The 24,555-nt window shown below is 36.6% G+C and carries 26 protein-coding genes; 12 read left to right on the top strand and 14 right to left on the bottom strand.

The window, feature by feature from the left end:
• Positions 1-2: 2 nt before the first annotated feature.
• The 4 genes from BMW64_RS06180 to BMW64_RS06165 all read right to left on the bottom strand — a co-directional run bounded on the left by BMW64_RS06180 (position 3) and on the right by BMW64_RS06165 (position 2,541).
• On the bottom strand, positions 3-530 hold the full coding sequence (locus BMW64_RS06180) for a DUF922 domain-containing protein (protein WP_089999136.1): 528 nt from the start codon (positions 528-530) through the stop codon (positions 3-5).
• A gap of 6 nt (positions 531-536) precedes the next feature.
• Positions 537-944, bottom strand: a complete 408-nt coding sequence (locus BMW64_RS06175) for a hypothetical protein (protein WP_089999135.1) — start codon at positions 942-944, stop codon at positions 537-539.
• A 58-nt stretch (positions 945-1,002) separates the two neighbouring features.
• Positions 1,003-1,638 carry a 16S rRNA (guanine(527)-N(7))-methyltransferase RsmG gene (rsmG, locus tag BMW64_RS06170; RefSeq protein ID WP_089999134.1) on the bottom strand — a complete coding sequence of 212 codons (636 nt, stop codon included), beginning with the start codon at positions 1,636-1,638 and terminating at the stop codon, positions 1,003-1,005.
• 84 nt (positions 1,639-1,722) lie between these two features.
• Positions 1,723-2,541, bottom strand: a complete 819-nt coding sequence (locus BMW64_RS06165; protein WP_089999133.1) for a GLPGLI family protein — start codon at positions 2,539-2,541, stop codon at positions 1,723-1,725.
• Positions 2,542-2,669: 128 nt separating this feature from the next.
• Here BMW64_RS06165 and BMW64_RS06160 point away from each other — a divergent pair, with 128 nt between their 5' ends.
• From BMW64_RS06160 to BMW64_RS06140, 5 genes are all read left to right on the top strand, one after another.
• On the top strand, positions 2,670-3,863 hold the full coding sequence (locus BMW64_RS06160) for a pyridoxal phosphate-dependent aminotransferase (RefSeq protein ID WP_089999132.1): 1,194 nt from the start codon (positions 2,670-2,672) through the stop codon (positions 3,861-3,863).
• A gap of 35 nt (positions 3,864-3,898) precedes the next feature.
• Complete coding sequence (locus tag BMW64_RS06155; RefSeq protein ID WP_089999131.1) at positions 3,899-6,838, top strand: M16 family metallopeptidase; 2,940 nt, start codon at positions 3,899-3,901, stop codon at positions 6,836-6,838.
• A 147-nt stretch (positions 6,839-6,985) separates the two neighbouring features.
• The gene (locus BMW64_RS06150; protein ID WP_089855172.1) at positions 6,986-7,618 is read left to right on the top strand and encodes a peroxiredoxin; all 633 of its coding nucleotides are present in this window, start codon (positions 6,986-6,988) and stop codon (positions 7,616-7,618) included.
• Positions 7,619-7,738: 120 nt separating this feature from the next.
• Complete coding sequence (locus BMW64_RS06145) at positions 7,739-8,044, top strand: thioredoxin family protein (RefSeq protein WP_089999130.1); 306 nt, start codon at positions 7,739-7,741, stop codon at positions 8,042-8,044.
• A complete protein-coding gene (locus BMW64_RS06140; protein ID WP_089999129.1) occupies positions 8,044-8,292 on the top strand; it encodes a DUF6952 family protein in 249 nt (82 codons plus the stop codon). Before BMW64_RS06145 ends, BMW64_RS06140 begins: the two co-directional genes overlap by 1 nt.
• A gap of 133 nt (positions 8,293-8,425) precedes the next feature.
• Here the strand turns inward: BMW64_RS06140 and BMW64_RS06135 are convergent, their stop codons facing one another.
• From BMW64_RS06135 to BMW64_RS06125, 3 genes are read right to left on the bottom strand one after another with little or no spacing between them, the layout of a single operon-like run.
• Positions 8,426-9,112, bottom strand: coding sequence for a Bax inhibitor-1/YccA family protein (locus BMW64_RS06135; protein ID WP_089999128.1), 687 nt, complete (start codon positions 9,110-9,112; stop codon positions 8,426-8,428).
• A gap of 42 nt (positions 9,113-9,154) precedes the next feature.
• Entirely contained in the window at positions 9,155-9,604 is a 450-nt protein-coding gene (locus BMW64_RS06130; RefSeq protein WP_089999127.1) for a hypothetical protein, read from the bottom strand.
• 37 nt (positions 9,605-9,641) lie between these two features.
• Positions 9,642-10,676 carry an acyl-CoA reductase gene (locus BMW64_RS06125; RefSeq protein WP_089999126.1) on the bottom strand — a complete coding sequence of 345 codons (1,035 nt, stop codon included), beginning with the start codon at positions 10,674-10,676 and terminating at the stop codon, positions 9,642-9,644.
• 59 nt (positions 10,677-10,735) lie between these two features.
• On the opposite strand from BMW64_RS06125, the gene BMW64_RS06120 reads away from it, so the two are divergent.
• The 6 genes from BMW64_RS06120 (at position 10,736) to BMW64_RS06095 (ending at position 17,584) form a co-directional block, all read left to right on the top strand.
• On the top strand, positions 10,736-11,086 hold the full coding sequence (locus BMW64_RS06120) for a 4Fe-4S binding protein (RefSeq protein ID WP_034682968.1): 351 nt from the start codon (positions 10,736-10,738) through the stop codon (positions 11,084-11,086).
• Positions 11,087-11,207: 121 nt separating this feature from the next.
• Positions 11,208-12,278 (top strand): 3-phosphoserine/phosphohydroxythreonine transaminase, encoded by a 1,071-nt coding sequence (gene serC / locus BMW64_RS06115; RefSeq protein ID WP_089999125.1) that lies wholly within the window; start codon positions 11,208-11,210, stop codon positions 12,276-12,278.
• Between the two features lie 109 nt (positions 12,279-12,387).
• Entirely contained in the window at positions 12,388-13,350 is a 963-nt protein-coding gene (locus tag BMW64_RS06110; protein WP_089999124.1) for a D-2-hydroxyacid dehydrogenase, read from the top strand.
• A 3-nt stretch (positions 13,351-13,353) separates the two neighbouring features.
• Entirely contained in the window at positions 13,354-14,598 is a 1,245-nt protein-coding gene (locus BMW64_RS06105) for a DUF1015 domain-containing protein (RefSeq protein ID WP_089999123.1), read from the top strand.
• 54 nt (positions 14,599-14,652) lie between these two features.
• Positions 14,653-16,059 carry a M28 family peptidase gene (locus BMW64_RS06100; RefSeq protein ID WP_089999122.1) on the top strand — a complete coding sequence of 469 codons (1,407 nt, stop codon included), beginning with the start codon at positions 14,653-14,655 and terminating at the stop codon, positions 16,057-16,059.
• 169 nt (positions 16,060-16,228) lie between these two features.
• On the top strand, positions 16,229-17,584 hold the full coding sequence (locus tag BMW64_RS06095) for a M20/M25/M40 family metallo-hydrolase (protein WP_089999121.1): 1,356 nt from the start codon (positions 16,229-16,231) through the stop codon (positions 17,582-17,584).
• 372 nt (positions 17,585-17,956) lie between these two features.
• Here the strand turns inward: BMW64_RS06095 and BMW64_RS06090 are convergent, their stop codons facing one another.
• The 6 genes from BMW64_RS06090 to BMW64_RS06070 all read right to left on the bottom strand — a co-directional run bounded on the left by BMW64_RS06090 (position 17,957) and on the right by BMW64_RS06070 (position 23,227).
• Positions 17,957-19,120, bottom strand: coding sequence for an aspartyl protease family protein (locus BMW64_RS06090; RefSeq protein WP_089999120.1), 1,164 nt, complete (start codon positions 19,118-19,120; stop codon positions 17,957-17,959).
• A gap of 213 nt (positions 19,121-19,333) precedes the next feature.
• Positions 19,334-19,909: a hypothetical protein gene (locus tag BMW64_RS06085; RefSeq protein ID WP_089999119.1), complete on the bottom strand. Its 576-nt coding sequence runs from the start codon at positions 19,907-19,909 to the stop codon at positions 19,334-19,336.
• A gap of 247 nt (positions 19,910-20,156) precedes the next feature.
• Entirely contained in the window at positions 20,157-21,194 is a 1,038-nt protein-coding gene (locus tag BMW64_RS06080; protein ID WP_228400857.1) for a peptidylprolyl isomerase, read from the bottom strand.
• A gap of 81 nt (positions 21,195-21,275) precedes the next feature.
• Positions 21,276-21,785, bottom strand: a complete 510-nt coding sequence (locus tag BMW64_RS06075; protein ID WP_089999118.1) for an FKBP-type peptidyl-prolyl cis-trans isomerase — start codon at positions 21,783-21,785, stop codon at positions 21,276-21,278.
• A 91-nt stretch (positions 21,786-21,876) separates the two neighbouring features.
• A complete protein-coding gene (locus tag BMW64_RS20610; RefSeq protein WP_177175244.1) occupies positions 21,877-22,026 on the bottom strand; it encodes a hypothetical protein in 150 nt (49 codons plus the stop codon).
• A 130-nt stretch (positions 22,027-22,156) separates the two neighbouring features.
• Positions 22,157-23,227 (bottom strand): branched-chain amino acid aminotransferase, encoded by a 1,071-nt coding sequence (locus tag BMW64_RS06070; protein ID WP_089999117.1) that lies wholly within the window; start codon positions 23,225-23,227, stop codon positions 22,157-22,159.
• A gap of 84 nt (positions 23,228-23,311) precedes the next feature.
• Between BMW64_RS06070 and mnmD the strand changes: the two genes are divergently transcribed.
• The gene (mnmD, locus tag BMW64_RS06065; RefSeq protein WP_089999116.1) at positions 23,312-23,986 is read left to right on the top strand and encodes a tRNA (5-methylaminomethyl-2-thiouridine)(34)-methyltransferase MnmC2; all 675 of its coding nucleotides are present in this window, start codon (positions 23,312-23,314) and stop codon (positions 23,984-23,986) included.
• A gap of 83 nt (positions 23,987-24,069) precedes the next feature.
• On the opposite strand, the gene BMW64_RS06060 is transcribed toward mnmD, so the two are convergent.
• Complete coding sequence (locus BMW64_RS06060) at positions 24,070-24,555, bottom strand: DUF4385 domain-containing protein (protein ID WP_089999115.1); 486 nt, start codon at positions 24,553-24,555, stop codon at positions 24,070-24,072.

The raw sequence follows: 24,555 nt of genomic DNA, 5'->3' as shown, positions 1-24,555 counted from the left end.
GATTAATAGCTTTTATATTTTTCCAATCCTTCAGCAATAATACGATTATATTCCGACTGTTTATCTTCCAGCATTCCATTTTTTGTTTCGCCGTCATAGGTCCTTTGAAAATCCTGATATTCTTTTAGATTCCTATTATAAATCGCTTTAAAATATTTATCAAAATCTGAAGATGTTTTTATTTTTTCCGCCACTTCCTTGCGAAGTTTTCGGGCGTATACTTCAGCCACATCAAAATGCTTTTGCTCATGCAGAAGTACATAATCGTTGATTCTTTTTACATCTTTCCAAGACTTATCTTCATTAAAAACAGTCTGAATTTCTATCTTGATTGGTGCTTTGGGATTGGAAGATTTTACATAAGAATAAATCCAGCCGCAATTGGTATATGCTACAACATTGGCACCCCGCTGGTTGTTTATTTTGCTTTTGAAGTTACTCCAGTTTAACTTCACGTTTTCTGCCCAGTATATTTTCTGCCCGAATACAATATGGGAAATCAGAAAACAAGCTAAAAAAATCCATTTCATTTGCTTCTATTCAACTACAATTGTTCTGGTAATCCAGTTATTTCCACCATTCCAGAATTTAAAAGTATAAGTGCCAACCTGTTGCGGACTAAAATTAATCTGGTTGGCAGAGGTATAATTTGCCTGTGTACAAGGTCCGCTGGTAGTGTATTTATATGATGTAACCGTTCTTGTCAGATTATCATTCGGAACATAATCATACCCGTAAAAACCCTCGCAGTGAGATGGATACGTAGAATATGTTTTGATACTCTGAATACTGAAAACATCCATCGTGTCATTAACAATCTTTACACTGTCAATTTTGATTTTATCAATTGATTCAATGGTTTGGTAATCATCATCGTCATTACACGAAATAAAAAATAATCCTAAAAAAAATGCAGAAAAACCAAAACGGAAAAAATTTTTCATAACTACAAAATTTTGATTATTACTATATTTTCATCAAATGGTATTCCTTAACGCTAATTTAAGAATTAAAATTCCCTTTTGATACATAAACTACTTTTTTCGTATCAAAAAATTCTTCATCAAAATAGTTTTTAAGATTAAAAATCTCACATTTGAGTCCGGCGAGTTCTTCAGCAAGGTCACCGCCTTTTAAATATAAAATTCCGTTATGCTTGACATTAAACTGATCTTTTTCAAATTTTCCTTTCAGCCATCTCAGAAATTCCGGCATCTGTGTTACTGCACGGCTTACTACAAAATGAAATTTCTCTTTCAGTTTTTCGGCTCTTCCGTGAACTGCCGTTACATTTTGCAATCCGGCTCCTTCAGCAACTGCTTTTACAACATTTATCTTTTTTCCGATAGAATCAATCAAAGTAAATTCTGCTTCAGGAAATAAAATCGCCAATGGAATCCCAGGAAAGCCGCCGCCCGTTCCGATGTCCAAAACTTTTGTTCCGGGAGCAAATTCCATTACTTTCGCGATTCCGAGAGAGTGCAGGATATGCTTTTCATACAGAGATTCCATATCTTTCCTTGAAATTACGTTGATTTTTTCATTCCATTCATGGTATAAATCTTCCAGTTTCTGGAACTGCTCAATCTGTTTTTCTGTAAGATCCGGAAAGTATTTTAGTAGTAACGTTGTAGACATGTGAAATATTATAGAAAGCAAAAATAAGTTTTTATCGGCTTAATTCAAATTCAAAAAAAATAAGATTGCACCATACTGTCATTTTTAATTTCTTTCAATATAATTATTCGTCCTTTTTAAACGCTGAAGAATTTTTTCATCCAACTTTCCTGACTTCATTTCATCGAGTCCAATCCTTACAAAATATCCATCCTTTACCTGAATATCTGCTTTTCCTGTTTGCTTGTTAATGCTCAGGCTTTCAATATCGTCTGTGGTAAAAGTAAAACTACCCATCGTCTTTTTATAATCAGCAAAAGTCATTTCTTTGGTAGATTTCGGTAAAAGTGAAAATATTTCGTTGATTTTTTTGATTTGAATTAAATTAAAAATATGATTATTTTCTGAATCTTTTATACTAACAATAAGTCCCGGAAGTCCGGAAAACTTGTACGGTCCGTCATTTACAGGATAATCTTTACTGAACCAGGCTTCCCAACTTCTCCCTTTAAAATTTGCGGTGGCTTTTTGGCAGTCAATATTATTGATCTTTAAAAATTCTTTCTCAATTTTCCATTCAGGAATTTCACGCTCGCGAATCAGCAGGTTGACAGTCTTGAATTTATCATAGAATTTTACAGTCTTTGCAACATAATCTTTTTCAACAATATAGCTGAGATTTTGGTCGTAATTTTTAGACAAAAGCAAATCCTTGTAACTTTTTGTTGCAGCGTACGTCGAATCTCTTTCATATTTTACAGCATTATAGAAATAAGACTTCTTACCATCGGTATCAAGATTCATAACATCGGTAATGATAGAATCTTTTTTGTTGACATCAGGCTTCATTCTGTATTCGTACACAAAACGGTAATGCTGAGCGGAAACAAATGACATTATAATAAGAAAAAGGAATTTGTACATTTTCAGGTATTTTATTTAAAATTACATTGAATAACTACAAACATAGTGATAAACTTTAAACTGAACAAAACCTTTTAATTTCCTTCAAATATTTTTTATTAATATATTTGTTAAAATTGAATAATTAAATGGAGAAACTTTCAGAAAGAGTAAACAGACTTGGTTACTCACAAACTTTTGTTATGTCAAATAAGGCCAGAGAAATGAAAGCCAACGGAATAGATGTCATCAGCCTTACTTTGGGCGAGCCTGATTTCGATGTTCCGGACAATATAAAGCAGGCTGCTTTCGATGCCATCAACCAGAACTACAGTCACTACTCCCCTGTCCCAGGATTTCTTGAGCTGCGTCAGGCTATCGCTCAAAAATTAAAAAGAGACAACAATTTAGAATATAAACCTGCACAAATTTGTGTTTCAAACGGCGCCAAACAGGCGATTATAAATGTTCTTGCGGCACTTCTTAACGATGGTGATGAAGTTATCCTTCCAAATCCATACTGGGTAAGCTATGATGAAATGGTAAAGATGATGGGCGGAGTTTCCGTAATGCTGCCGACTTCATACGTTACCGATTTTAAAATTACGGCAGAACAACTGGAAGAAGCCATTACCGATAAAACCAAAGCTATATTGTTCAGCTCACCTTGTAATCCTTCAGGTGGATACTATACCTATGATGAATTGAAATCCCTTGCTAAAGTTATCGCTAAATATCCTCACGTAACCGTCATTTCAGATGAGATCTACGAATACATCAACTACGAAACAAAAACAACTTCAATTGCCCAGTTTCCTGAAGTGTATGAACAGACGGCTGTAATCAACGGAATGTCAAAGGCTTTTGCGATGACAGGATGGAGAATCGGTTATTCTGCATGCCCGGAATGGCTGGCAAAAGCCTGCGAAAAAGTTCAGGGACAAATGACAAGCGGCGCAAATACTGTCGCTCAAAGAGCTTCAATTACCGCTTTACAGGCAGATCCTTCAGAATACAAATATATGATCGATGCCTTCAAAAAAAGAAGAGATCTGGTATATGATTTAATGAAAGATATTCCCGGATTCAAAGTATTGTTGCCAAAAGCTGCTTTTTATTTCTTTCCGGATATATCATTTTACATAGGAAAAACGTTAAACGGAACAGAAATCAAAGACTCTGACGACTTTGCCATGTTCCTTCTTGAAAATGCACATGTAGGATGCGTAGGCGGCGTTTCATTCGGAAGCCCTGAATGCATCAGGTTTTCTTACGCTGCTTCAGAAGAAGAGCTTACTGAAGCCATGAGAAGAATTAAGAGTGCCTTAGAAAAATTCAGCTAATAAACATTTATAAATAAAACTAAAAACTCCGACAAATGAATTTTTTAAAAAGAATTACCATTGTAACGAGCATTGCCGCAGCCAGTTATTGCGGATATGCTTACGGGCAGGATTTCCAGTGGAAGGAAGCAAAATCAAATGGCTACACCTATAAATATGTAACCAATGATCCTACTGCTGCAAGATATTACACCTTAAAAAATGGTCTTACCGTTATTTTAAGTCCGACAAAAAAAGATCCGAGAGTACAGACTTTCATTGCTACAAAAGCCGGAAGTAAAACCGATCCTTCAGATCATACAGGTTTGGCACATTATCTGGAACATATGCTTTTTAAAGGTACAAATCAGTTTGGTTCTAAAGACTGGGCAAAGGAGAAGCCTCTTTTAGACCAAATCGATGCGCTTTATGAAAAATATAACCAGACCAAGGATGAGGCAAAAAGAAAGGAAATTTATAAGGAAATTGACAAAATCTCAGGAGAAGCCGCAAAATATGCCATTGCCAACGAATACGATAAAATGATGTCTGGAATGGGTGCAGACGGAACCAATGCATTCACCTCTTACGAACAGACAGTCTACACGGAGGATATTCCTGCGAATGTGACCGATAAATTCCTGGCAGTACAGGCTGAAAGATTCAGACAGCCAATTTTAAGGCTTTTCCATACGGAACTGGAGGCTGTTTATGAAGAGAAAAACAGAGGCTTGGACAATGACGGAAGAAAAGTTTATGAAGCGATGTTCGCCGCTATTTTCCCAAATAACAATTACGGAAAACAAACGACGATAGGAACAATTGAGCATCTTAAAAATCCTTCTCTGAAAGCAATCCGTGAATATTACAATAATTATTACGTTCCGAATAATATGGGAATTATCATGTCGGGAGATTTCAATCCTGATGAGATGATTGCCAAAATTGACAAGGCATTTTCTTATATGAAGCCAAAGGCTATTCCTGAATATAACGTTGGACAGGAAAAACCTATTACAGAGCCTATTTCAAGAGAGGTTTACGGGCCAAATCCTGAGAATATAATGATTGGATTCCGTTTTCCGGGGGCTACCACAAAAGATGCAAGAATGCTGAATTTCATCGGAAGCATGCTTACGAACGGACAGGCGGGATTGATCGATCTTGATCTCGTTAAAAAACAAAAGCTGTTGAGCGCTTATGCTTATCCGTATGTTTTAAAAGATTATTCTGTTCTTTTGTTACAGGGAAATCCTACGGAAGGACAGTCTCTGGATGATGTGAAAAGCCTGCTGATTCAGGAAATTGACAAACTGAGAAAAGGCGAATTTTCTGATGATCTGATGCAGTCAATCGTGAATAACGAAAAAAAGAATGTGATTCAGAAATACGAAAAATATACATCACGTGCTGAATCTCTGATGGATGAATTCACTTCTGAAGTAGATCATAAAACACAGCTGGAATACATAGAAGAAATTTCAAAGCTGACGAAAAAAGATATCATGGATTTTGCTTCCAGATATCTTAAAGATAATAATTATGTAGCAGTTTATAAAAGGAAAGGCGAAGATAAAAACATCCTAAAAGTTGAAAAGCCAGCTATTACTGAGGTTTCAGTAAACAGAGAAGATCAGTCTCCGTTCCTGAAAAAGATTGATCAGATGCCGGAAGCACCGATCTCTCCCGTTTGGCTGAATTTTGATAAAGATATTGCGAAAAGTAAAGTAAAATCCGTCGATGTTCTTTCTGTAAAAAATACCGATAATGATCTCTTCAGATTATATTATTACTTCGATTCAGGTAGATGGAATAATAAGATATTACCTCTTGCCGCTGAATATCTGCAGTATTTAGGAACAAAAAACAAATCTTCAGAAGAGATCAGTAAAGAATTTTATAAACTGGCGTCAAGCTTTAATGTAAGTGCCGGAAATGAAGAAACTTATGTTTCGCTGGAAGGTTTAAATGAAAACTTTGATAAAACGGCTGCTTTGTTTGAAGATTTAATTAAAAACTGCCAGCCTGATCAGAAAGCGCTTGACTCATACAAAGCAAGATTGAAAAAAGCGAGAGCCAATGCAAAACAGAACAAAGGCTCTATCATGAGCGGACTCAGAAGCTATGCACAGTATGGTCCTCAAAATCCGTTTAATAATGTGCTGAGTGATGCAGAATTAGATGCATTAAAAGCGGAAGACCTGGTGAATGTGCTGCATGATTTATTTAACTATAAACATAAAATACTTCATTACGGTCCGAAGTCTGCGAATGAGGTATCATCTGCTTTAACCGTGATTCATAATGTTCCGAGTTCACTTAAAGAAATGCCTAAATCTAAAACATTCAAGCAAATTGCAACGGATAACAATAAAGTGTTGTTTGCTCATTATGATATGGTACAGGCAGAAATTTTCTGGGTGCGAAACAGTGATCCTTATAATGTGAGTATTACGCCTACAGTGAATTTGTTCAACAACTACTTTGGCGGCGGAATGGGTTCTGTAGTTTTCCAGACCATTAGAGAATCAAAAGCTTTGGCCTACTCTACATATTCTTATTTCTCGCTTCCCGGCAAGAAAGAAGATAAGGATATGATCATGGCTTATGTGGGAACTCAAGCTGACAAATTCAACGATTCGACAACTGCTATGAACGAGCTGTTGACAACGCTTCCAAAATCTGACCAGTTATTTGAAACAGCAAAAAGCGGATTGAAAAAAACAATTGCTGCGGAAAGAATCACGCAGGATGATATCATCTTCACCTATCTGCGCGCGCAAAAACTTGGAAACAGTACTGATATTAGAAAAGATGTTTACGAACAGGCTCCAAAGCTTACCTTTGCAGATATCAATAGTTTCCACGATAAGGAAATGAAAGATAAAAAATATACCTATTGTGTAGTTGCTTCTCAGGATAAAGTGAATGAAGCAGATATGCAGAAACTTGGAGAAGTGAAAAAATTAAACTTAACCGAGATTTTTGGTTACTAAAAATAACTTAAAGCCCTGAATTCAGGGCTTTTTTATTTATTATTAAGCTAAAACAATAATAGATTTTATTAATCAATAATGATTTGTTTGATAGATAAATCATTTCTATATTTGCATCAGAAAATTTAAATATAAAAACAAGAAATTATGTCTTTAGTAGGAAAAAAATTCCCGAATGTAACCATTGACGCAATGTCTGAAATGGGTGATGATCTTAGAATTAACGTTTTTGAAGAGGCTACTGCAAATCAGCAAAAAGTTCTTTTATTCTGGTACCCGAAAGATTTTACTTTTGTGTGCCCTACTGAGCTTCATGCTTTCCAGGAGGCTTTAGGTGAATTTGAAAAAAGAAACACTAAAGTGATCGGTGCATCTTGCGACACAAACGAAGTGCACTTTGCATGGCTGAATGTTTCTAAAGATAACGGCGGTATTGAAGGAGTTACTTATCCGCTTTTAGCTGATACACACAGACAGCTTGCTAATCTGTTAGGAATTGTTGATCAGGATTTTGAATATAATGACGAAGGAGAAGAGGTTTTCACAGGTTCAAACGTTACCTACAGAGCAACATATCTTATCGATGAGACAGGAAAAATTTTCCACGAGTCTGTAAATGATATGCCTTTGGGAAGAAATGTAAAAGAATATTTAAGATTAATCGACGCTTATACTCACGTTCAGAAGCATGGTGAAGTTTGCCCTGCCAACTGGGAAGAAGGAAAAGAAGCAATGAAAGCTGACAGAAATTCTACCGCTGAATATTTAGCGAAAAACTAAATTTTTAATCTAGCAATGTATCAATCTAATAATGTAACAATGATGCAGAAGAAGATGATTGGTAAACTGTTACATTGTTTTATTGGTACATTGTTAAATTTTAAAATAAAAATTTAACTTATGTATACAGAATTAACAGAAGATACGCTGCAGAATATTGTAAGCGAAAATGAAAAAGTAGTCGTTCAATACGGCGCAACATGGTGTGGAAACTGTAGAATTATGAAGCCAAAATTCAAAAAATTAGCTTCTGAAAACGACAGTATTCCTTTCCTATATGTAGATGCTGAGAAATTGCCGGAAAGCAGAAAACTGGCTAAAGTAGATAACCTGCCGACTTTTGCAATTTTCAGAAACGGTGAACTGGTAAATCAGGTTCAGACCAATCAGGCAGACAGTTTAATTAACTTATTTAACGAATTATAATGAAACTACCGGTAATAAGACAGTTTTATCAGAATCAGACTTCTGAAAACCTTGAAAAAACACTGGAAGTCCTGGAAAGTTTTTCAGAGTTCAGAGGAGTAAGTGAAGAAGATTTGAACGTTGTCGGAGAATTGATCACTAACATCTGCGGCGCACTTGAAGTTCATGCCAACGTACAAACAGGAATGAGTGAAAAAGACGCTTTAAATTCTTTTGCACAAAAGGTTTTAGGATCGATTGACAAATAATGTTTAACACAATTCCATGGAATTAGTGTTTAAATAATCAAAAATAAAATCCCGATGAAAAAACATCAGGATTTTTTGAATTTATGAAAGTTTTGAAATTCTTAACTCAAAACTTGTAATTTATAACTTACATTTAGTTTCTTCTGCTCATCAAAATACTTAAGATATACCAGAATAAAAGCATAATCGAAGCAAAAAGCTGTAAAGAAGCGCCAACATATTGATTGGTACTGTAAGAATCTTTCAATTTGCTCGTCTGATACAGAATCGTTGCAGAAGCAAGAATTACCATTCCTACAGAGAACCAGAGGCCGAGATTAAAGCTAAAAATCATTCCTCCTACAATTAATCCAAGAGAAATAAATCCTCCGATAACAATGATATTTCTAAGGAAAGAAAAATCCCTTTTAGAAGTGAAAGCAACTGTTGAAATCCCTGCAAACATCGCAATGGTAAGCATTGCTGCCTGATAGATCACCTGTGGTCCGGCATACAATGTTGCGATCTTGATCAGTGGAAGAAAAATAACCGCTTCCAGCAAAATATAAAATCCTAAGCCAAAATATTGCGTTGATTTACTCAATGAAAGTGACCATTTTGTAGCTAAAACTGAAGCCAACCAGAATACTCCGATAATTAAAAGCCAGATATACCGCTGGGCAAACATGGCAAAGATCAACTGATCCGGAACGGTTTTCAACAAAACACTTTCTACTCCAATAAATGCAAGAATAGACAATGCTACATGCAAATACGTTTTTTTGTAAAAGTCAGCTTTCTCCACATCAGAAGAATGCGCAACCAAAACATCTGTCATCATAGTTTTAATATTATTTTTTTATAATTGTTTATTGCTCATGGGCTATTCCGCGTATTCAGGCTTTACTCCGAGAATCTTTCCGTCGTTTTCAAAAATTACTGTAATAATATCCCGTGGCGGATTCTGTTGATCATCGGAATATTTATATTGAATAATCGGATAGGTCTCGTTTTCATACAATTTCTGATATCCCGATTTGTATACGTCCATTTTCCGGTCAAAACTGATTCCCCCTGATAATTTTGAGATGATATCGTCAGACATATAATACGCTATCTTATCCGAAACAAGTGTTTTAATTTTTTCTTTATCAGAAGATTTCAATGCAGCGACAAATTTCATAAATGCCTGATTGTATAGATCAATTTTATCCTTGGGAAGTTCGGAGGTTAGCTCAATTTTCTTGCTTTCAACTACTTTTATTGTACTTTTCTGCTGGGAAATTGCCCAGTGAAAAGCAAAAAATGCACATATCAGAAGTATTTTTTTCATATGAATCAATGATTGGTTGACAGCAAGATACGAAGAATTATATTACCGATAAAAATTTCATAGTATCAACATTATCAGCATACGTGTCGAGGCCAGGATTCTGAGCTTCGCCAAGAGCTATGGAATCCAATCCAAGTTCTTCTTTTGCCACGATACACTGGATATTTTCTTCATTTTCAGCAATAAAATTTTTAACTTCATCCAATGAAGAATATCTACTAAAATTAATAACCGAAAGCGGACTGAAAAGCTTTTCATCTTCTTTCAGCATTACAAAATTATTATCCCAGAATGTTTCCTGATTGAGAAGATAAACCGCTCTGTTGTAATCGTAATTATTGGCATATTTATTATGGTTAATAATATCCTGGAAACCAATAAAACTCTCAAACAATCTGTCAATAACGTAATTCTGAGGAATAAAAAGTCTCGTTACATTCCGGCAACCCAATCCGAAATACCTGAAAATATCTTCCGCAAGAAGTTTCAGTTCTTCTTCGGTTTCATCCCCTTTTAAAACTGCTACTGAAGTTCTGTTTTTTCTGATGATATGAAGATGATTCTTAAAGTAATATTCCAGATATCTTGCGGTATTATTACTACCTGTAGCGATGACTGCATCAAAATTTTCAAGCCTTTCCACAAATTCATACCTGACATTTCCCCCGGAGAATTCATTCCATTTTTTCAACAGAAAGGGGATCATGTATCGGTCTTTCGATGATAATTTGATTATTGGAATATGATTGCTCAACACTACCGAAATCACATCATGAAATCCTACCAAAGGAATATTTCCCGCTAAAATAAGCCCTACTCTTTTTGATGTTTTGGAGATAGAATATTCTTTAAGCCAGTTATTTATATTTTGTTCGGTAAGAAGATTCGTCCACTGTCGTAAAGCAAATTTCTGATTTTCAACCGTAAACCACGGATTCTCAATTTCAGACTTTTTAATTAAAAGTTCAAAATCAACATCATTTTCATTGTAATCTTCGCTTTTCTTTGCCAAAAACTCCGATATATAACGACTAAGTTCTATAAGTCCTAAAACTTGATTTTCAATATTCATAAGTACTGTAAAATTGGGGAATATTTTGTAATTTTGTGCAAATTTAAAAAAAATTAGCGATGGCTATTAAAATAACTGATGAATGCATTAATTGCGGGGCCTGCGAACCAGAATGTCCAAATAATGCAATTTATGAAGGAGCAGTAGATTGGAAAGCTTCAGAAGGTACCGAATTAAAAGGAACCGTAACATTGCCATCAGGCCTTACAGTTGATGCAGATGCACCACAGGAGCCTGTAAGTGACGATGTATATTTTATTGTGACAGATAAATGTACAGAGTGCAAAGGCTTCCACGAAGAGCCGCAGTGTGCAGCAGTATGTCCTGTAGACTGCTGTGTGCCAGATGAAGATCATGTGGAATCTGAAGAAGCACTGCTAAATAAAAAAGCATTCTTACACGGAGAATAAAAACTGCCGTCTCATACATCATGAGGCGGTTTTTTATATACGAAATCTGTATTTATTTACCAACCAACTATAAATGAAGCCGTAAGGATTTACTATACGGCAAAGCAAAAAAATAAATGATATGAGCAAAAAACACAACTTTAGCGCAGGACCATGTATCTTACCTCAGGAAGTTTTCGAAAAATCAGCACAGGCCATTCTGGATTTCAACGGAATCGGGTTATCACTTCTTGAAATTTCGCACAGAAGCAAAGATTTTGTTGCGGTAATGGACGAAGCCCGCGCCATCGTAAAAAGACTGATGAACTTAGGTGATGATTACGAAGTTTTATATTTAGGAGGCGGTGCAAGCCTGCAGTTTGCAATGGTTCCATACAACCTGATGAAAGTAGGCGGAAAAGCAGCTTATCTTGATACAGGAACATGGGCTGCGGGAGCTATTAAAGAAGCAAAAAAAGTAGGAACGGTGGATGTTGTAGGATCTTCAAAAGAAGAAAATTATTCATTTATTCCTAAAGATTATAAAGTAGGCTCAGAATATGATTATTTCCATTGCACTTCCAACAATACCATTTATGGTACTCAGATGAAATCTTTTCCTGAAGTGGATACGTTAATGGTTTGCGACATGAGTTCTGATATTTTCTCAAGACAATTGGATTTCTCTAAATTTGACCTGATCTACGCCGGAGCACAGAAAAATATGGGACCAGCTGGAGTGACGTTGGTTGTTATTAAAAAAGAAATCCTGGGTAAAACAGGAAGAGAAAATATGTTCTCTATTCTGGATTATTCTCAGCATATTGCCAAAGAATCGATGTATAATACGCCGCCGGTTTTCCCTGTGTATGCATCTTTACTTACATTACAGCACCTGGAAAACAACGGAGGAATTGCCGGTGCAGAAGCAAGAAATGAAGCTAAAGCAAAACTTCTTTATGACGAGATTGACAGCAATCCCCTGTTTGAAACTTTCTGCGTAAAAGAAGATCGTTCTTTAATGAATGTTTCCTTTAAAATTACCGATGAGAACAAAAAAGAAGAATTCGACAATGCATGGAAAGCTGCAGGTATCAGCGGTCTGAACGGCCACAGAAGTCTTGTAGGTTACAGAGCAAGTCTTTACAATGCCTTACCAATTGAGAGTGTTCATGTTTTGGTAGATGTAATGAAGTCGTTCAATAAAAATTAGAAATACGGAATTAAAGATCACGATCATTATTTTAAATTTTCTTAATTTGCGCAACTATTTAAATTTTTAATAATTCATCTTTAACTATTTAAATTAAATAAAAAGATCCATGAAAGTTTTAGCTAACGACGGTATTTCCAAAGCAGGAGAAAAGGCATTGAAAGATGCCGGGATAGAAGTTCTGGACAACAGAGTTGCACAGGATCATGTTATCAGCTTTATCAATGACAATAAAGTTGATGTTCTTCTTGTAAGAAGTGCCACCAAGGTGAGACAGGAACTCATTGATGCCTGTCCGGGGCTTAAAATCGTCGGGAGAGGCGGCATCGGAATGGATAATATTGATGTAGAATATGCTATTGAAAAGGGACTTTATGTTATCAATACTCCTACTGCTTCATCAAAATCCGTTGCAGAGCTGGTTTTCGGGCATTTCTTTTCACTGGCGAGGTTTCTTCATGAGTCCAACAGGCTGATGCCTTTGGAAGGAGAAACTCATTTTGATGCCATGAAAAAATCCTTTAGCAAAGCATACGAACTTTCAGGAAAAACATTAGGGGTGATCGGCTTTGGAAGTATCGGTCAGGAAGTTGCAAAAATGGGAATTTCCTTAGGAATGAAAGTAATTGTCCTCACCAGAAAACCTCAGAAAAAAGTCCTTACGCTTGAATTTTTCGATGGGCAATCCCTGAATTTCGAGATTACTTCCACCAATGATATGGATGCATTTCTTAAAGAAGCAGACTTTATCAGCATCAATACCCCTAAAACAAATGAATATATCATAGACACTCCTCAGTTTGAAAAAATGAAAGATGGAGTCTATATTGTTAATACTGCAAGAGGCGGCGTGTTGAATGAAGTAGCCCTGATCGATTTTATCGAATCAGGAAAAGTAGCCGGTGCCGCACTGGATGTTTTTGAAAAAGAACCCAATCCTGAAGTACTTCTGCTGATGAATCCTGCCCTATCACTTTCACCGCATGTAGGCGGAAACACCGTAGATGCCCAGGAAAAAATCGGAGTAGAGCTTGCAGAACAAATTATTAAGATAAAAGAAACTATAAAATAAAATATGCCTGTTTTTAAACCTTTTCGCGGAATAAGACCTCATAAAGACTATGAGAGCACTTTCCCTACTCATCCTCTGGACAATTTCACGCAGGAAGAGATAGCGGAAAAAGCTCAAGTTGAAGATACTTACATCAATATGATCAAGCCATACGTTGTCAGTAAATCTAAAGATATCGATAGGAATTTAAGAAAGATCCGGTCGACGTTTGAAGAATTGATGGATGAGAACAAACTCGTTCAGGACAATTCGGCGTATTATCTTTATGAGCAAATCTATCCCGATAAACAGGTTTTTAGAGGGCTGTTGGGGCTTGCCAGCATCGAAGATTTCTGGAACGGAAAGATCAAAAGACACGAGAGTACCATTCCGCAGAAAAAAGAAAAACTGGCCCATTATCTTGAAAAGGTAAATCTGCAGGCAGAACCGGTATTGCTTACCTATACCGCCAACTCCAAAATTGAGTTGCTCATGAATCATGAAGAGAAGAATGTTCCGATCTTCAATCATGTAGATACAAAAGGAATCAGGCATAAGATTTGGAGAATTGACAATCGCCTTAAATTACAGCAGTTTAAAGAAGTAATCGACCAGATCGATTCATTCTACATTGCAGACGGTCACCACAGAATCGGGTCTACCGCCCTGAACGCCAAACATCAGAAAGATAAAAACAAAAGACATAACGGAACAGAACTTTACAACTTCGTCTACAGCTTCATCGTATCCAACCAGTCTATTAAAATCCATGATTACAACAGAATCGTGACTGATCTTAACGGACTTTCGAATGAAGAATTTTTAAGCGAACTGGAAAAATATTTCCTCATCCACGAGAAGGGAGAAACGGCATATTTCCCATCCCAGAAGTTTCACATATCAATGTATATGGATGGTAAATTTTATTCACTTCACGTAAAACATGATCTCCGTTCCCAGGAAATGTCACTGGATAATCTTGATCATCATCTTCTTGATAAATATGTGTTTAAAAATATCTTAAAAATAGAAGATCCTGACAGTTCTGAAAAGATAGATTATATAAAAGGTACCTCCAACATTGAAGGAATTAATCAGCTTAAGGAAAGAATAGACAGCGGAGGAGGCAAAGCAGGATTCGGAATCTACCCTGTAAGTTTCAATGATATGATTAAAATTTCCGATCTGAAACTGAGTATGCCGCCAAAATGTACATTCATTGAGCCAAAACTTGTTACCGCCCTTCTGATGTACGATATGAAACAGTAAAAACTAACCAATTTTTCCTTACTTTTAGCATAGAAAAAGAAAGGTAAATAATAAATGAAAAAGATCTTCATTATCATTCCACTCTTTTTGGGTGGATTTTTATTTTCTCAAAAAAAGCCGTTGAAAAAGCCGGTAAAGAAAACAGGCATCACTCAGAAACTCAACTATCATGATGAGTTTAAAAAGATTTCGGATGAAATCATGATGAACGGAGCCGCCTACAACAATCTTGGCGAACTTACCAAAGGGATCGGCCCAAGATTCAGTGCTACACCGGGATATATGAAAGCCGTAGAATGGGCCGAAAGAAAGCTTAAGGAAATCGGTATTGAAATGATCTGGAGACAGGAAGCCAGAGCACCGGTATGGATTAGAGGAAAAGAATCACTTCAGATAAAAGCAGGCAACGGTGAATGGAAAAATATCAGGATGCTGTCTTTCGGAAACTCTGAAGGGACAGGAGGAAAAGATCTTACGGGTGAAATCGTTCTCATCAACACAACTTCTGAGCTCAATGCAATGTCCGTCGGGCAATTGAAAGATAAAATCGTTTTTGTCAACCTTCCTATGGATCCAAGGATTATCAATACCAGTTATTCTTACCTGATTACAGCAAAATCAAAGCTGATCTCCCCTTCCGTAATTGCTAAAACGGGTGCAAAAGCTTTAATCATACGATCATTAACCACAGCAAATGACGACACGCCTCATGCAAAAATGATCTATTATGAGCCTGATGATAAAGTAAAAATTCCAGCCTTGACCATCGGCGCAAGATCTGCAGATGAGCTTGAAAAACTACTCAAAAAGCAGAAAGTGACCGCAAAAATTAATATGACCGCCGAATCGAAGGGCGAAACAACCAATCCCAATATCATCGCTGAAATACCGGGAAAGAAAGATTCTAAAGTGATTGTTCTCGGCGCCCAGCTCGACTCTTGGGATTTCGGGGAAGGAGCCATTGACGACGGAACCGGTGTTGTGCAATGTATAGAAGTACTAAGAACAATAAAGGCACTTGGTATCGAAAATAATCACACGATCCGTGTTGTGCTGTATGCCAACAGTGAGAATGGCGGACAGGGCCGGGAAATGTACGCAGCTTATGTAAAGAAGAAAGAAGAAAAGCATATTTTTGCGCTCGGAACGGACGCCGGAGGGTATTCTCCAAGAGGGTTTTCGCTGGATATGTCACCTCAAAGAAGAAGGCAGATCTTTGAATGGAAAAATTATTTTCTTCCGTATGGGGTCTATGATTTTGACCAGACCGAAGCGATTCAGGATATCTCTCCGTTAAAAAAGCTTGATATTCCATTGGCTGAATTGGTCGTTGATACACAACGGTATTTTGATTACCATCATTCCGTAGAAGATACTTTCGATAAGGTGAATAAACGAGAACTTCTTCTGGGCGCAGTCGCGATGACACAGATGGTGTTTATGATCGACAAAAACTGGTAGTGTACTTTCGTTTATTCAGGCAAAACAAAATACTGTTTATCATACGTATTCAAAAAACAATATATAGATTCGTATGAACTATAATAGATATGATTGTCAAATTTAAAATAATCGGCAAACTTAGTATTTCTTTATTAAAATTTAAACTAAAGAATAAAAGGAGAAGAAAATGAAAAACATTATAGCAGCTGCAATATTGCTGGGTACTATGGCAGTTTCTGCACAGAAAAAAGAAGATTCATTACAATTTGCAGAAATTTCTACGGAGATATTAAATAAAGGAAAAAGCTATACCGAACTTCGGGAGTTGACAAAAAATATCGGACACCGTCTTAGTGGTTCTGACTCTTATGAAAAGGCTGTCCAGTGGGCCGAACAGAAATTACGTGATGCAGGAGCAGATAAAGTGTGGCTTCAGGAAGTAATGATTCCGGTCTGGGTAAGAGGAAAGGAATCGTTACAGATCAAGACCTCCAACGGAAAATGGAAAAACCTGAAAATGCTTTCCCTCGGAAATTCGGAAGGAACCGGCGGAAAAGATGTATCCGGAGAGATCATTATGGTACGTTCGATGGATGAGTACGAAAAGTTGTCTCCTCAACAGGTAAAAGATAAGATTGTTTTCTTTAATTATCCATTTAGTCAGTCTTATATTGAAACATTCAAAGGATATAGTGATGCTGCGAAATACAGAACCACGGCCGCTACCTTAACGGCAAAAAAAGGCGGTAAGTTTGCTATTATCCGTTCGCTTTCTTCTGCTTTTGATGATGTTCCGCATACGGGAGCCATGCGATATGGAGACGATAAGAAAATCCCTGCGGTGGCTATCGGAAGTACAACGGCTGATGAACTGGCAACTCTTTTGACTTCACAAAAAGTAACCGCCAAATTAAACTCTAATTGCGGAATGAAAGGTGAAAGACTCTCCCACTCTGTTATCGGAGAAATTACCGGCAAAAACGATCAGAGTGTAATTGTCGTGGGTGGACATCTTGATTCGTGGGATGTGGGTGAAGGTGCTCATGATGACGGAGCAGGAATTGTTCAGAGTATTGAGGTATTGCGGACTTTCAGAAATTTAGGAATCAAAAACAATCATACCATTCGCGTTGTCTGTTTTGCTAATGAGGAAAACGGCGTAAAAGGTGGTGTTCAATATGGGAAAATGGTCAAAGAGAATAATGAAAAACATCTTTTTGCCATTGAAACAGATGCCGGTGGATTTACTCCGCGTGGAATTTCTTTAGACATGGACAATGAAAAAAGAAAGCAGATTCAGAGTTGGTCAGAGCTGTTCCTGCCTTATGGTATTTATGATTTTAAAAACACCTATTCCGGAACAGATCTTTATCCCCTTCATGATCTGGGAATTCCGGCCGCAGAGCTGGTTCCCGATTCTCAACGGTATTTCGACATCCATCATACGGAAGAAGATACTTTTGAAAAGGTAAATCGACGTGAACTCCTTTTGGGAGCCGTTGCGATGACACAGCTTATTTATATGATTGATAAAAACTGGTAATATACTCAACCGTTCCTTTTTGGAGCGGTTTTTTTATGAAATGATCGCAACCTTGTATTGCTTTCCGAAAAGCTGTCGCAACCTTGCAATGACTTTTCTGGTAACCCAGAAAGTGTGTTGCACCTCGCAACAAGGTTTCCCGATAAAGTGCAATACAATATAAAGAGAGTACAAATTCTGGTTACCTCTTTAAGTTTAAATTTTTAACGCAACGTTCGCAAGGTTTTATTTTGAATGATTGCGCATATTTCCGTTCGCAAAGGCGCAAACGCTCAGCTAATGACAGCGATGTTTTAAGCATCAATTAACGAAAGCTAATACATACGATGACTTCTCAAACTTCTTTTTTCCTTGCGTTTAAAGCAAAATATCCTACGTCAAAAAAATTTTTTTATCAAGCTTGACATCGATGATACTCCCACCCCTCTTGATCTTTATACTGAGAGTATTCTGATCTTTTTCCACGCGGTTGATAAAATAGCGACAGACCATATCTTGATCGAGGTTCTCAAGCTTTATACCGTTGATGCTGATAATTGCGTCACCCATTTTAAGTGGAAAATTTTCTTCTTCAAAAATAAATGTGACCATCGCATTTCCATTCACAAAGCGATAACTGAAACCAAAAGATTCAAGGGTAGATGGACTTGTACCTATCCTTTTCATGTAAATTTTGTTATTGTTCCAGTCCAGTATAAAAACAAAGTCTTTAAAAAAATCGTTGCCGATATAATCTGTTTTTCCGGTAGCCATTATTTCATCTTTAAACATTGTGTTTCCCATCTTCATAGTATCTACGCGGAAAATATATCCCGATGCAGGCATGGCTGTTCCGAAAGCGCCGGTGGTACGGGTTCCGAAAGTCTTTACTAAATGCTGAAGTGTCTTCGGATCTATATTATTACTCACTACTTCCAACCTGCCGGAAAAGCCAGTGTCGAAAGTAAGTTTTATTTCTTTGTTCAGTACTGAAGTCTGCACTATCGGAGTTTTCTGTAGCTGGCTTTCAAAAGGAATTACAATCTCATAATCCCTGATATCAAAAAGTGAAAGATCTTTTGATGCTTCCAGAGAATTCTGTGAATAATTGACTTTCCAGAACAGTTTAGCCATCTGATTGGCTCCGATAATACCATCGACTTTCAGGCAGTTAAGTTCCGCAGAATTGAGATCGAGAACAACAGCACCTACATTTTTAAAAACCAACTCATCGATCTTCATTTCCGGAAGTTCGGTGAAGATCTGCTGCTGCACCTTTTCATCAGAATCTTTGATTGATTTTTTATACTTTTTCTTAAGATTGAGTTCGTTGTAGATCGCTTGGGAAATCACGGTCGGTGCTCCGGTATCAAAAAGAAAATTATAGAATTTTCCGTTGATGCTCACCTTCACAAATGGCAGATTATTTTCAAACTTCAGGTTTACTTTTTCTACCGCATGCGGCATCTGCACCTCTCCTTTTTCAAAAAACCTTTTAGGTTGTCCGAAAACTGTAATTGCAGAGAATATGAAGAGTGCGTATAGGATTTTTTGCATAGACTTATTTTATGGCTAAAATAAGGGTTTTTATGGTGATAAGAAAATGAAACAGTACATGTGGAGGAAGCTTAAAGCATTAAAGTCTAGTTAACTTATATTTTTTCAAATATAAATGTAAAGTAACATCCTCTTACGGCTCTCCATATTTTCCCTGATTTTTTTAACAAAAAAACCATCCAACAGACGGCTTTTTATAATACATTAAAAATTCTAAATTTTATCCAGCACCTTTTTCGGGAGCACTTTTACCAGCTGTGGTTTATATTCTTTTTCGAGGACCACGAACTTCCATGATTTACGGTCTTTAGAGACAGCGCAGGCTTTCATAGCGGCATTGATGATATAGACGCCTTCTTTCGAAAGATACTGTACATTGTTTTTTCCGTATTTTTTTGAAAGCATGGTATTGATCTGTTTTTTCATGTCGTCATTCAGAGAACCCATATTGCACTTCATGGTAAAATAATAATGGGCTATGGAAAAATATTCACCGTTGATGAGTTCCGGTTTTTCAATATTTCCAAACTTTAGATTATTAACTTCGATCTTTATGAATGGATTATTGTATGTCATGTTAAGGATCTGCGTCATCTGGTCTTTCGGTACGATCGTGAAGAATTTAGGATAAATACAATTCACTGCCTGGTCGATCTTTTTAGTTATGACCGAATTCATGAAATAAGTAAGATTTTTTTTGATGGCTGCATCATCGGGGTTGACTTTGCCCTGTGCAAATGACAGGAAAGAAAGCAGTGAGAACAGCAATAGAAATGATCTGATTTTCATAATTTAATTTTAAACTGTATTTACGGCAGGTTAGAGTATTTTTCGTAATAAAATGAAAATTATCGAGATATTTTTTGAGCTTATTTAAATAAACTTTTCGATACGATTTTCTTAAAAAATCTACTCAAGTGACGTTGTTTCTGAATCTGTCGCTTGATTTAGTGAAATCGTTACAAAAGTATTTTTTACGCTGTGAAAATTGAAAAGCCATCCTTGCGGACGGCTTTTCAATATATTTCAGGTCTGATTATTTAACTTTCACAAGCTCAACATCGAAGATCAACCATGCATTTGGCGGGATCACGCCTCCTGCACCTCTTTCTCCGTAGCCCATTGCAGGCGGAATCAATAACGTAGCGGTTTCACCTTCTTTTAACAAAAGAATTCCTTCATCCCAACCTTTGATTACTCTTCCCATTCCGATAGGAATTTCGATCGGCTCATTTCTTTTGAATGAAGAATCGAATTCAGTACCGTCAACCAACTTCCCTGCATAATGTACAGAAACATTATCACCTGCTTTAGGAGCTTTTCCGTCAGTGGTTTTAGTAATCTTGTAGTAAAGTCCGGATTCTGTTTTCTGCATTCCTGCTTTTAAATCTTCTACCATTTTCTCCTGGTTTGCTTTAAACTCTTCTTCTTTTTTCTTTTTTTCAGCTTCTTCTTTCGCTAAATAAGCTTTGTTATTTTCTGCGATTTTTGCTTTTCCTTCTGTGAAAGTCTTAGCAGCATCGTAATTTTTGTACTCGTCTCCTTTGCTGAAAACAGAAACTTTCTCCAAAACAATATCCGTTTTAGGTTTATCCTGAGGGCCTTTTTCTACATTGGCAATCGCATCGATTACATCTTCTCCTTTTACCACTTTTCCGAAGATCGTATGTTTTCCATCCAACCAAGGTGTGGCTACTTCAGTAATAAAGAACTGGGAACCATTGGTATTCGGTCCTGAATTTGCCATAGAAAGAATTCCTTTTCCAGTATGTTTAAGGTCGTTTCTTTCGTCCTCGAATTTATATCCAGGATCTCCCATTCCCGTCCCCTGAGGATCACCTCCCTGGATCATAAAATCTTTGATTACTCTGTGGAAAATCGTTCCGTCATAGTAAGGAACTCCTTTCGCTTTTGCCTTGTTGTCGATTTTCCCTTCTGCAAGACCAATAAAATTGGCTACAGTTACAGGTGCTTTTTTGTCTTCAAACTTCACGATCATATTTCCTTTCGTTGTCTGAAGGTTTGCATAAAGTCCGTCATTAAGACCTTCGTAAGTTTCTTTGTCTACGTTCATTTTTTTATAAATTGGTGTACAACTCATGAGCGAAATACTTGCCGCTGCCAGAATTATATTCTTGTTAAACAATTTCATTGATTATAATGCTTTTAATTTTATGATTAACGGGATATCGTTGTCTATTTTCTTCTCATCTCCATACGTACCATATGCAAGAGCTGACGGAACCAAAATTGTAACTTCCTCACCATCATGGATAAAACGCAAAGCATCTTCTACCGCTTTCAATTCGTCAAAGTGCCCGAATCTGGCATCTCTTCTCTCGATCGGCTGATCGTAAATTTTAGTCTGATCAAAGTCATAAAGATCATAAGAATAAGAAATAAAGCTTTCATCCTGTCTTCTCTGTCTTTGATCAAATCCCTGAATATTCACCCAATAATTAAGCTGGGTAGGATAAAATTTCACAGGCTGATTATTGATCCATTCCTGAATATGATATCTTTCCTGCGCATTCAGGTTTTTCATCCGTTGCCTGGAAACATCAAGATCATTCTTGCTGAGAACTCCGCCAACTGGTGGATGTGTCTGCGTATTCTTACTGCAGCTTAAGAAGCTGAGAACCGATATGAAGAGTATTTTTCTCATAAACTTTTGCGAAAATACACATTTCGGGAATGATTAACAAAACTTGTAAACTAAAGTTTAAACATTTTCGCCCTCATTTTAAGCCGAACTTTTAAATGTGCCAGTCTGTTTTTCTTTGAAGCTTTATCCGGCTTTCCGCACTCGCTATTTTCTTGGTTTTGGTTGCGGCGGCTTCGCCGCCGCAACCAAAACCAAAAATGAGCTCAAACAAAGCTGCAATCCGGGCTAGGGTTGAGATCATCTTTTGTTATTATGATCAAAAATATCATCAGTATGTTGTTTGTCACTACACTATGTTTTGTTCAGCGAGATATTAGTTAAACGGAAAAAGCCGGGAAATCCCGGCTTGTATATATTTTTAAGTATTAAAATTAAACAGTTTCCAATACATGATCTACCTGAACTCTCCATCCGAAAGGATCTTCTGAAAGATTACTCTGGATGCTAACAAGGTCATTTTTAAGTAATTCTGCATAGCTTTCTTCATCAGATAATCTTGGCAGTTGAAGTTTTTCACCATTGTATCCCAAAGCCTGGAAAACAGTTGTCACCACAGCTGTTCCAACGCCCCAAACTTCTTTTAGGGTTCCGTTTTTCTGAGCTTCAATAACGTCTTTTACTTTAATAGGCTCAACTTTTACTTCAATTCCTCTCTTTTTAGCTAACTGAATAAAGCTGTCTCTGGTAACACCATCAAGAATTTTTTCTGATGTTGGCGGTGTATAAATAGTATCGTTGATTCTTACAAATACATTCATCGTTCCGCTTTCTTCAAAATATTCGTGGGTAGCATCATCTGTCCAGATGATCTGCTCATATCCTTCCTCGATTGCCAATTGTGTAGGATAAAAAGATGCAGCATAGTTTCCTGCAGCTTTTGCAGAACCTACTCCACCGCTCGCAGCTCTTGAATAGTGATCTGAAATTTTCACTGACACAGGCTCTGTATAATAACTTTTTGCCGGTGTTGCCACTATAGCAAACATATATTTATTAGAAACCCTTGCTTTAAGTGCTTCTTCAGTAGCAAAAATCAATGGTCTGATATACAATGACATTCCTTCTCCGTATGGGATCCAGTCTCTGTCAATGTCTACCAATGCTTTTAAACCGTCTAAAAACATTTCTTCCGTTACTTCCGGCATTGCAAGACGCTTCGCCGATTTGTTGATACGCTCAAAATTCTTTTCAGGCCTGAAAAGGAAAACCTGTCCGTCTTTGTCTTTGTAGGCTTTCATACCTTCAAAACAAGCTTGTCCGTAGTTTACACCCATCATAGCAGGAGTAAACATCAAAGGACCATAAGGAACCAATTTTACATCACCCCATTTTCCATTTTCGTACTCACATATAATCATATGATCAATAAAAGTATTTCCGAAAGAAAAATTGTTTGGGTCGAATGTAGAAATTCGGGAGTTTTCAGTTTTTTGAATTATCATTTCTAAAATTTTTTATGATGTTCTACAAATTTAACATAATTTTCTAAATATAAAAATTTTAAAGTAAATTTGTAAAAAAATAGCTTGAAAAGAGAAATTAAAACCACAAACGACGGTAGTAAAACACTATATATCAATGATTTAAATGAAAACTACCATTCGCATCACGGAGCACTCCAGGAGGCAAAACACGTGTTTATCAAAAATGGATTAAATCTTTTAAATGATTACGAAATTAATATTTTAGAACTCGGTTTTGGAACAGGTTTGAACGTTTTGGTGACAATTAATGAATATTTAAAAACTGACAAAAATCATATCATCAATTATTTTACGCTCGAAAAATATCCAATAAATGAATCAGAAATGAACAATTTGGCATATGATGAGCTTTTTGATGACCCGGAATTTAAAAATATTTATCAAAAAATTCACAAAGCTGACTGGGAAAAGCAGACTGAAATTATTAGTGGTTTTACCTTAAAAAAAATACAATGCGACTTTTTTGATCTGAAAAACATAGACTTACCAAAAATAAATCTCGTATATTATGATTGTTTCGGCGCAAGAGTACAGCCTGATCTTTGGGAAAAACCGTTGTTTGAAATGGTTTCTGACAAAATGGCGGTTAACGGATTGTTAACAACCTATTCTTCTAAAGGAAGCGTGAGAAGGATTCTTCAGGAACTTCATTTTGAAGTGGAAAAAAAGCAGGGACCGCCGGGTAAAAGAGAAATGATCAATGCGGTGAGGAAATGAACTTATAATGTATCAATCTACCAATGTACCAATTTAACAACGATGACTGGATAACTGTTACATTGGTACATTAATAAATAGATTTATCCAAAATTCTTTTTCCAGTCTTTTTTCATCCGTGTATATTTCTTATCAGATTCGGCTTCCTTCCATTTTTTAAAGAATATATCCGCTGATTTTTCTTTTTCGGGATCACCTGTCCCACGTTTCATCATTTTATAATTATCCTCTGCATCATATTTTTTGCCTCCTTTATAGTTGAAATATCTTCTTGCTCTCGTAAAGCCCATCTGCAAATATTTTCTAGCCATATCGGCTCCGACAAAATCATTTTTACGAAGATATTCTTTAAATAGGTCAAATATTTTCCCTGAACTTTCTTCCGCAATATCGGCAGTTTTGAAACGCCAGAATTTTCCTATTTCACTTTTATAGGGCTCGCATATCAAAACTCCTTGCTCTCCTTTGCCCACACGGTATCTTTCGGGATGCTCACGATAATCAATATCAGGCTTCCAGAAGTATTTTTCTGAATCAAAATTGAGGTAAGTAGGTTTCTGGTCTTTCAT

The sequence above is a fragment of the Chryseobacterium taichungense genome, from assembly GCF_900109935.1.
GTDB classification, from domain to species: Bacteria; Bacteroidota; Bacteroidia; order Flavobacteriales; family Weeksellaceae; genus Chryseobacterium; species Chryseobacterium taichungense.
This window is presented reverse-complemented; position numbering and strand designations above follow the sequence as displayed.

Excerpts from the sequence above, each read along its gene's own strand:
- BMW64_RS06180 (WP_089999136.1), bottom strand. The coding sequence starts at position 530 with ATGAAATGGATTTTTTTAGCTTGTTTTCTGATTTCCCATATTGTATTC.
- BMW64_RS06175 (WP_089999135.1), bottom strand. The coding sequence starts at position 944 with ATGAAAAATTTTTTCCGTTTTGGTTTTTCTGCATTTTTTTTAGGATTA.
- rsmG (WP_089999134.1), bottom strand. The coding sequence starts at position 1,638 with ATGTCTACAACGTTACTACTAAAATACTTTCCGGATCTTACAGAAAAA.
- BMW64_RS06165 (WP_089999133.1), bottom strand. The coding sequence starts at position 2,541 with ATGTACAAATTCCTTTTTCTTATTATAATGTCATTTGTTTCCGCTCAG.
- BMW64_RS06160 (WP_089999132.1), top strand. The coding sequence starts at position 2,670 with ATGGAGAAACTTTCAGAAAGAGTAAACAGACTTGGTTACTCACAAACT.
- BMW64_RS06155 (WP_089999131.1), top strand. The coding sequence starts at position 3,899 with ATGAATTTTTTAAAAAGAATTACCATTGTAACGAGCATTGCCGCAGCC.
- BMW64_RS06150 (WP_089855172.1), top strand. The coding sequence starts at position 6,986 with ATGTCTTTAGTAGGAAAAAAATTCCCGAATGTAACCATTGACGCAATG.
- BMW64_RS06145 (WP_089999130.1), top strand. The coding sequence starts at position 7,739 with ATGTATACAGAATTAACAGAAGATACGCTGCAGAATATTGTAAGCGAA.
- BMW64_RS06140 (WP_089999129.1), top strand. The coding sequence starts at position 8,044 with ATGAAACTACCGGTAATAAGACAGTTTTATCAGAATCAGACTTCTGAA.
- BMW64_RS06135 (WP_089999128.1), bottom strand. The coding sequence starts at position 9,112 with ATGATGACAGATGTTTTGGTTGCGCATTCTTCTGATGTGGAGAAAGCT.
- BMW64_RS06130 (WP_089999127.1), bottom strand. The coding sequence starts at position 9,604 with ATGAAAAAAATACTTCTGATATGTGCATTTTTTGCTTTTCACTGGGCA.
- BMW64_RS06125 (WP_089999126.1), bottom strand. The coding sequence starts at position 10,676 with ATGAATATTGAAAATCAAGTTTTAGGACTTATAGAACTTAGTCGTTAT.
- BMW64_RS06120 (WP_034682968.1), top strand. The coding sequence starts at position 10,736 with ATGGCTATTAAAATAACTGATGAATGCATTAATTGCGGGGCCTGCGAA.
- serC (WP_089999125.1), top strand. The coding sequence starts at position 11,208 with ATGAGCAAAAAACACAACTTTAGCGCAGGACCATGTATCTTACCTCAG.
- BMW64_RS06110 (WP_089999124.1), top strand. The coding sequence starts at position 12,388 with ATGAAAGTTTTAGCTAACGACGGTATTTCCAAAGCAGGAGAAAAGGCA.
- BMW64_RS06105 (WP_089999123.1), top strand. The coding sequence starts at position 13,354 with ATGCCTGTTTTTAAACCTTTTCGCGGAATAAGACCTCATAAAGACTAT.
- BMW64_RS06100 (WP_089999122.1), top strand. The coding sequence starts at position 14,653 with ATGAAAAAGATCTTCATTATCATTCCACTCTTTTTGGGTGGATTTTTA.
- BMW64_RS06095 (WP_089999121.1), top strand. The coding sequence starts at position 16,229 with ATGAAAAACATTATAGCAGCTGCAATATTGCTGGGTACTATGGCAGTT.
- BMW64_RS06090 (WP_089999120.1), bottom strand. The coding sequence starts at position 19,120 with ATGCAAAAAATCCTATACGCACTCTTCATATTCTCTGCAATTACAGTT.
- BMW64_RS06085 (WP_089999119.1), bottom strand. The coding sequence starts at position 19,909 with ATGAAAATCAGATCATTTCTATTGCTGTTCTCACTGCTTTCTTTCCTG.
- BMW64_RS06080 (WP_228400857.1), bottom strand. The coding sequence starts at position 21,194 with ATGAACGTAGACAAAGAAACTTACGAAGGTCTTAATGACGGACTTTAT.
- BMW64_RS06075 (WP_089999118.1), bottom strand. The coding sequence starts at position 21,785 with ATGAGAAAAATACTCTTCATATCGGTTCTCAGCTTCTTAAGCTGCAGT.
- BMW64_RS20610 (WP_177175244.1), bottom strand. The coding sequence starts at position 22,026 with ATGATCTCAACCCTAGCCCGGATTGCAGCTTTGTTTGAGCTCATTTTT.
- BMW64_RS06070 (WP_089999117.1), bottom strand. The coding sequence starts at position 23,227 with ATGATAATTCAAAAAACTGAAAACTCCCGAATTTCTACATTCGACCCA.
- BMW64_RS06060 (WP_089999115.1), bottom strand. The coding sequence starts at position 24,555 with ATGAAAGACCAGAAACCTACTTACCTCAATTTTGATTCAGAAAAATAC.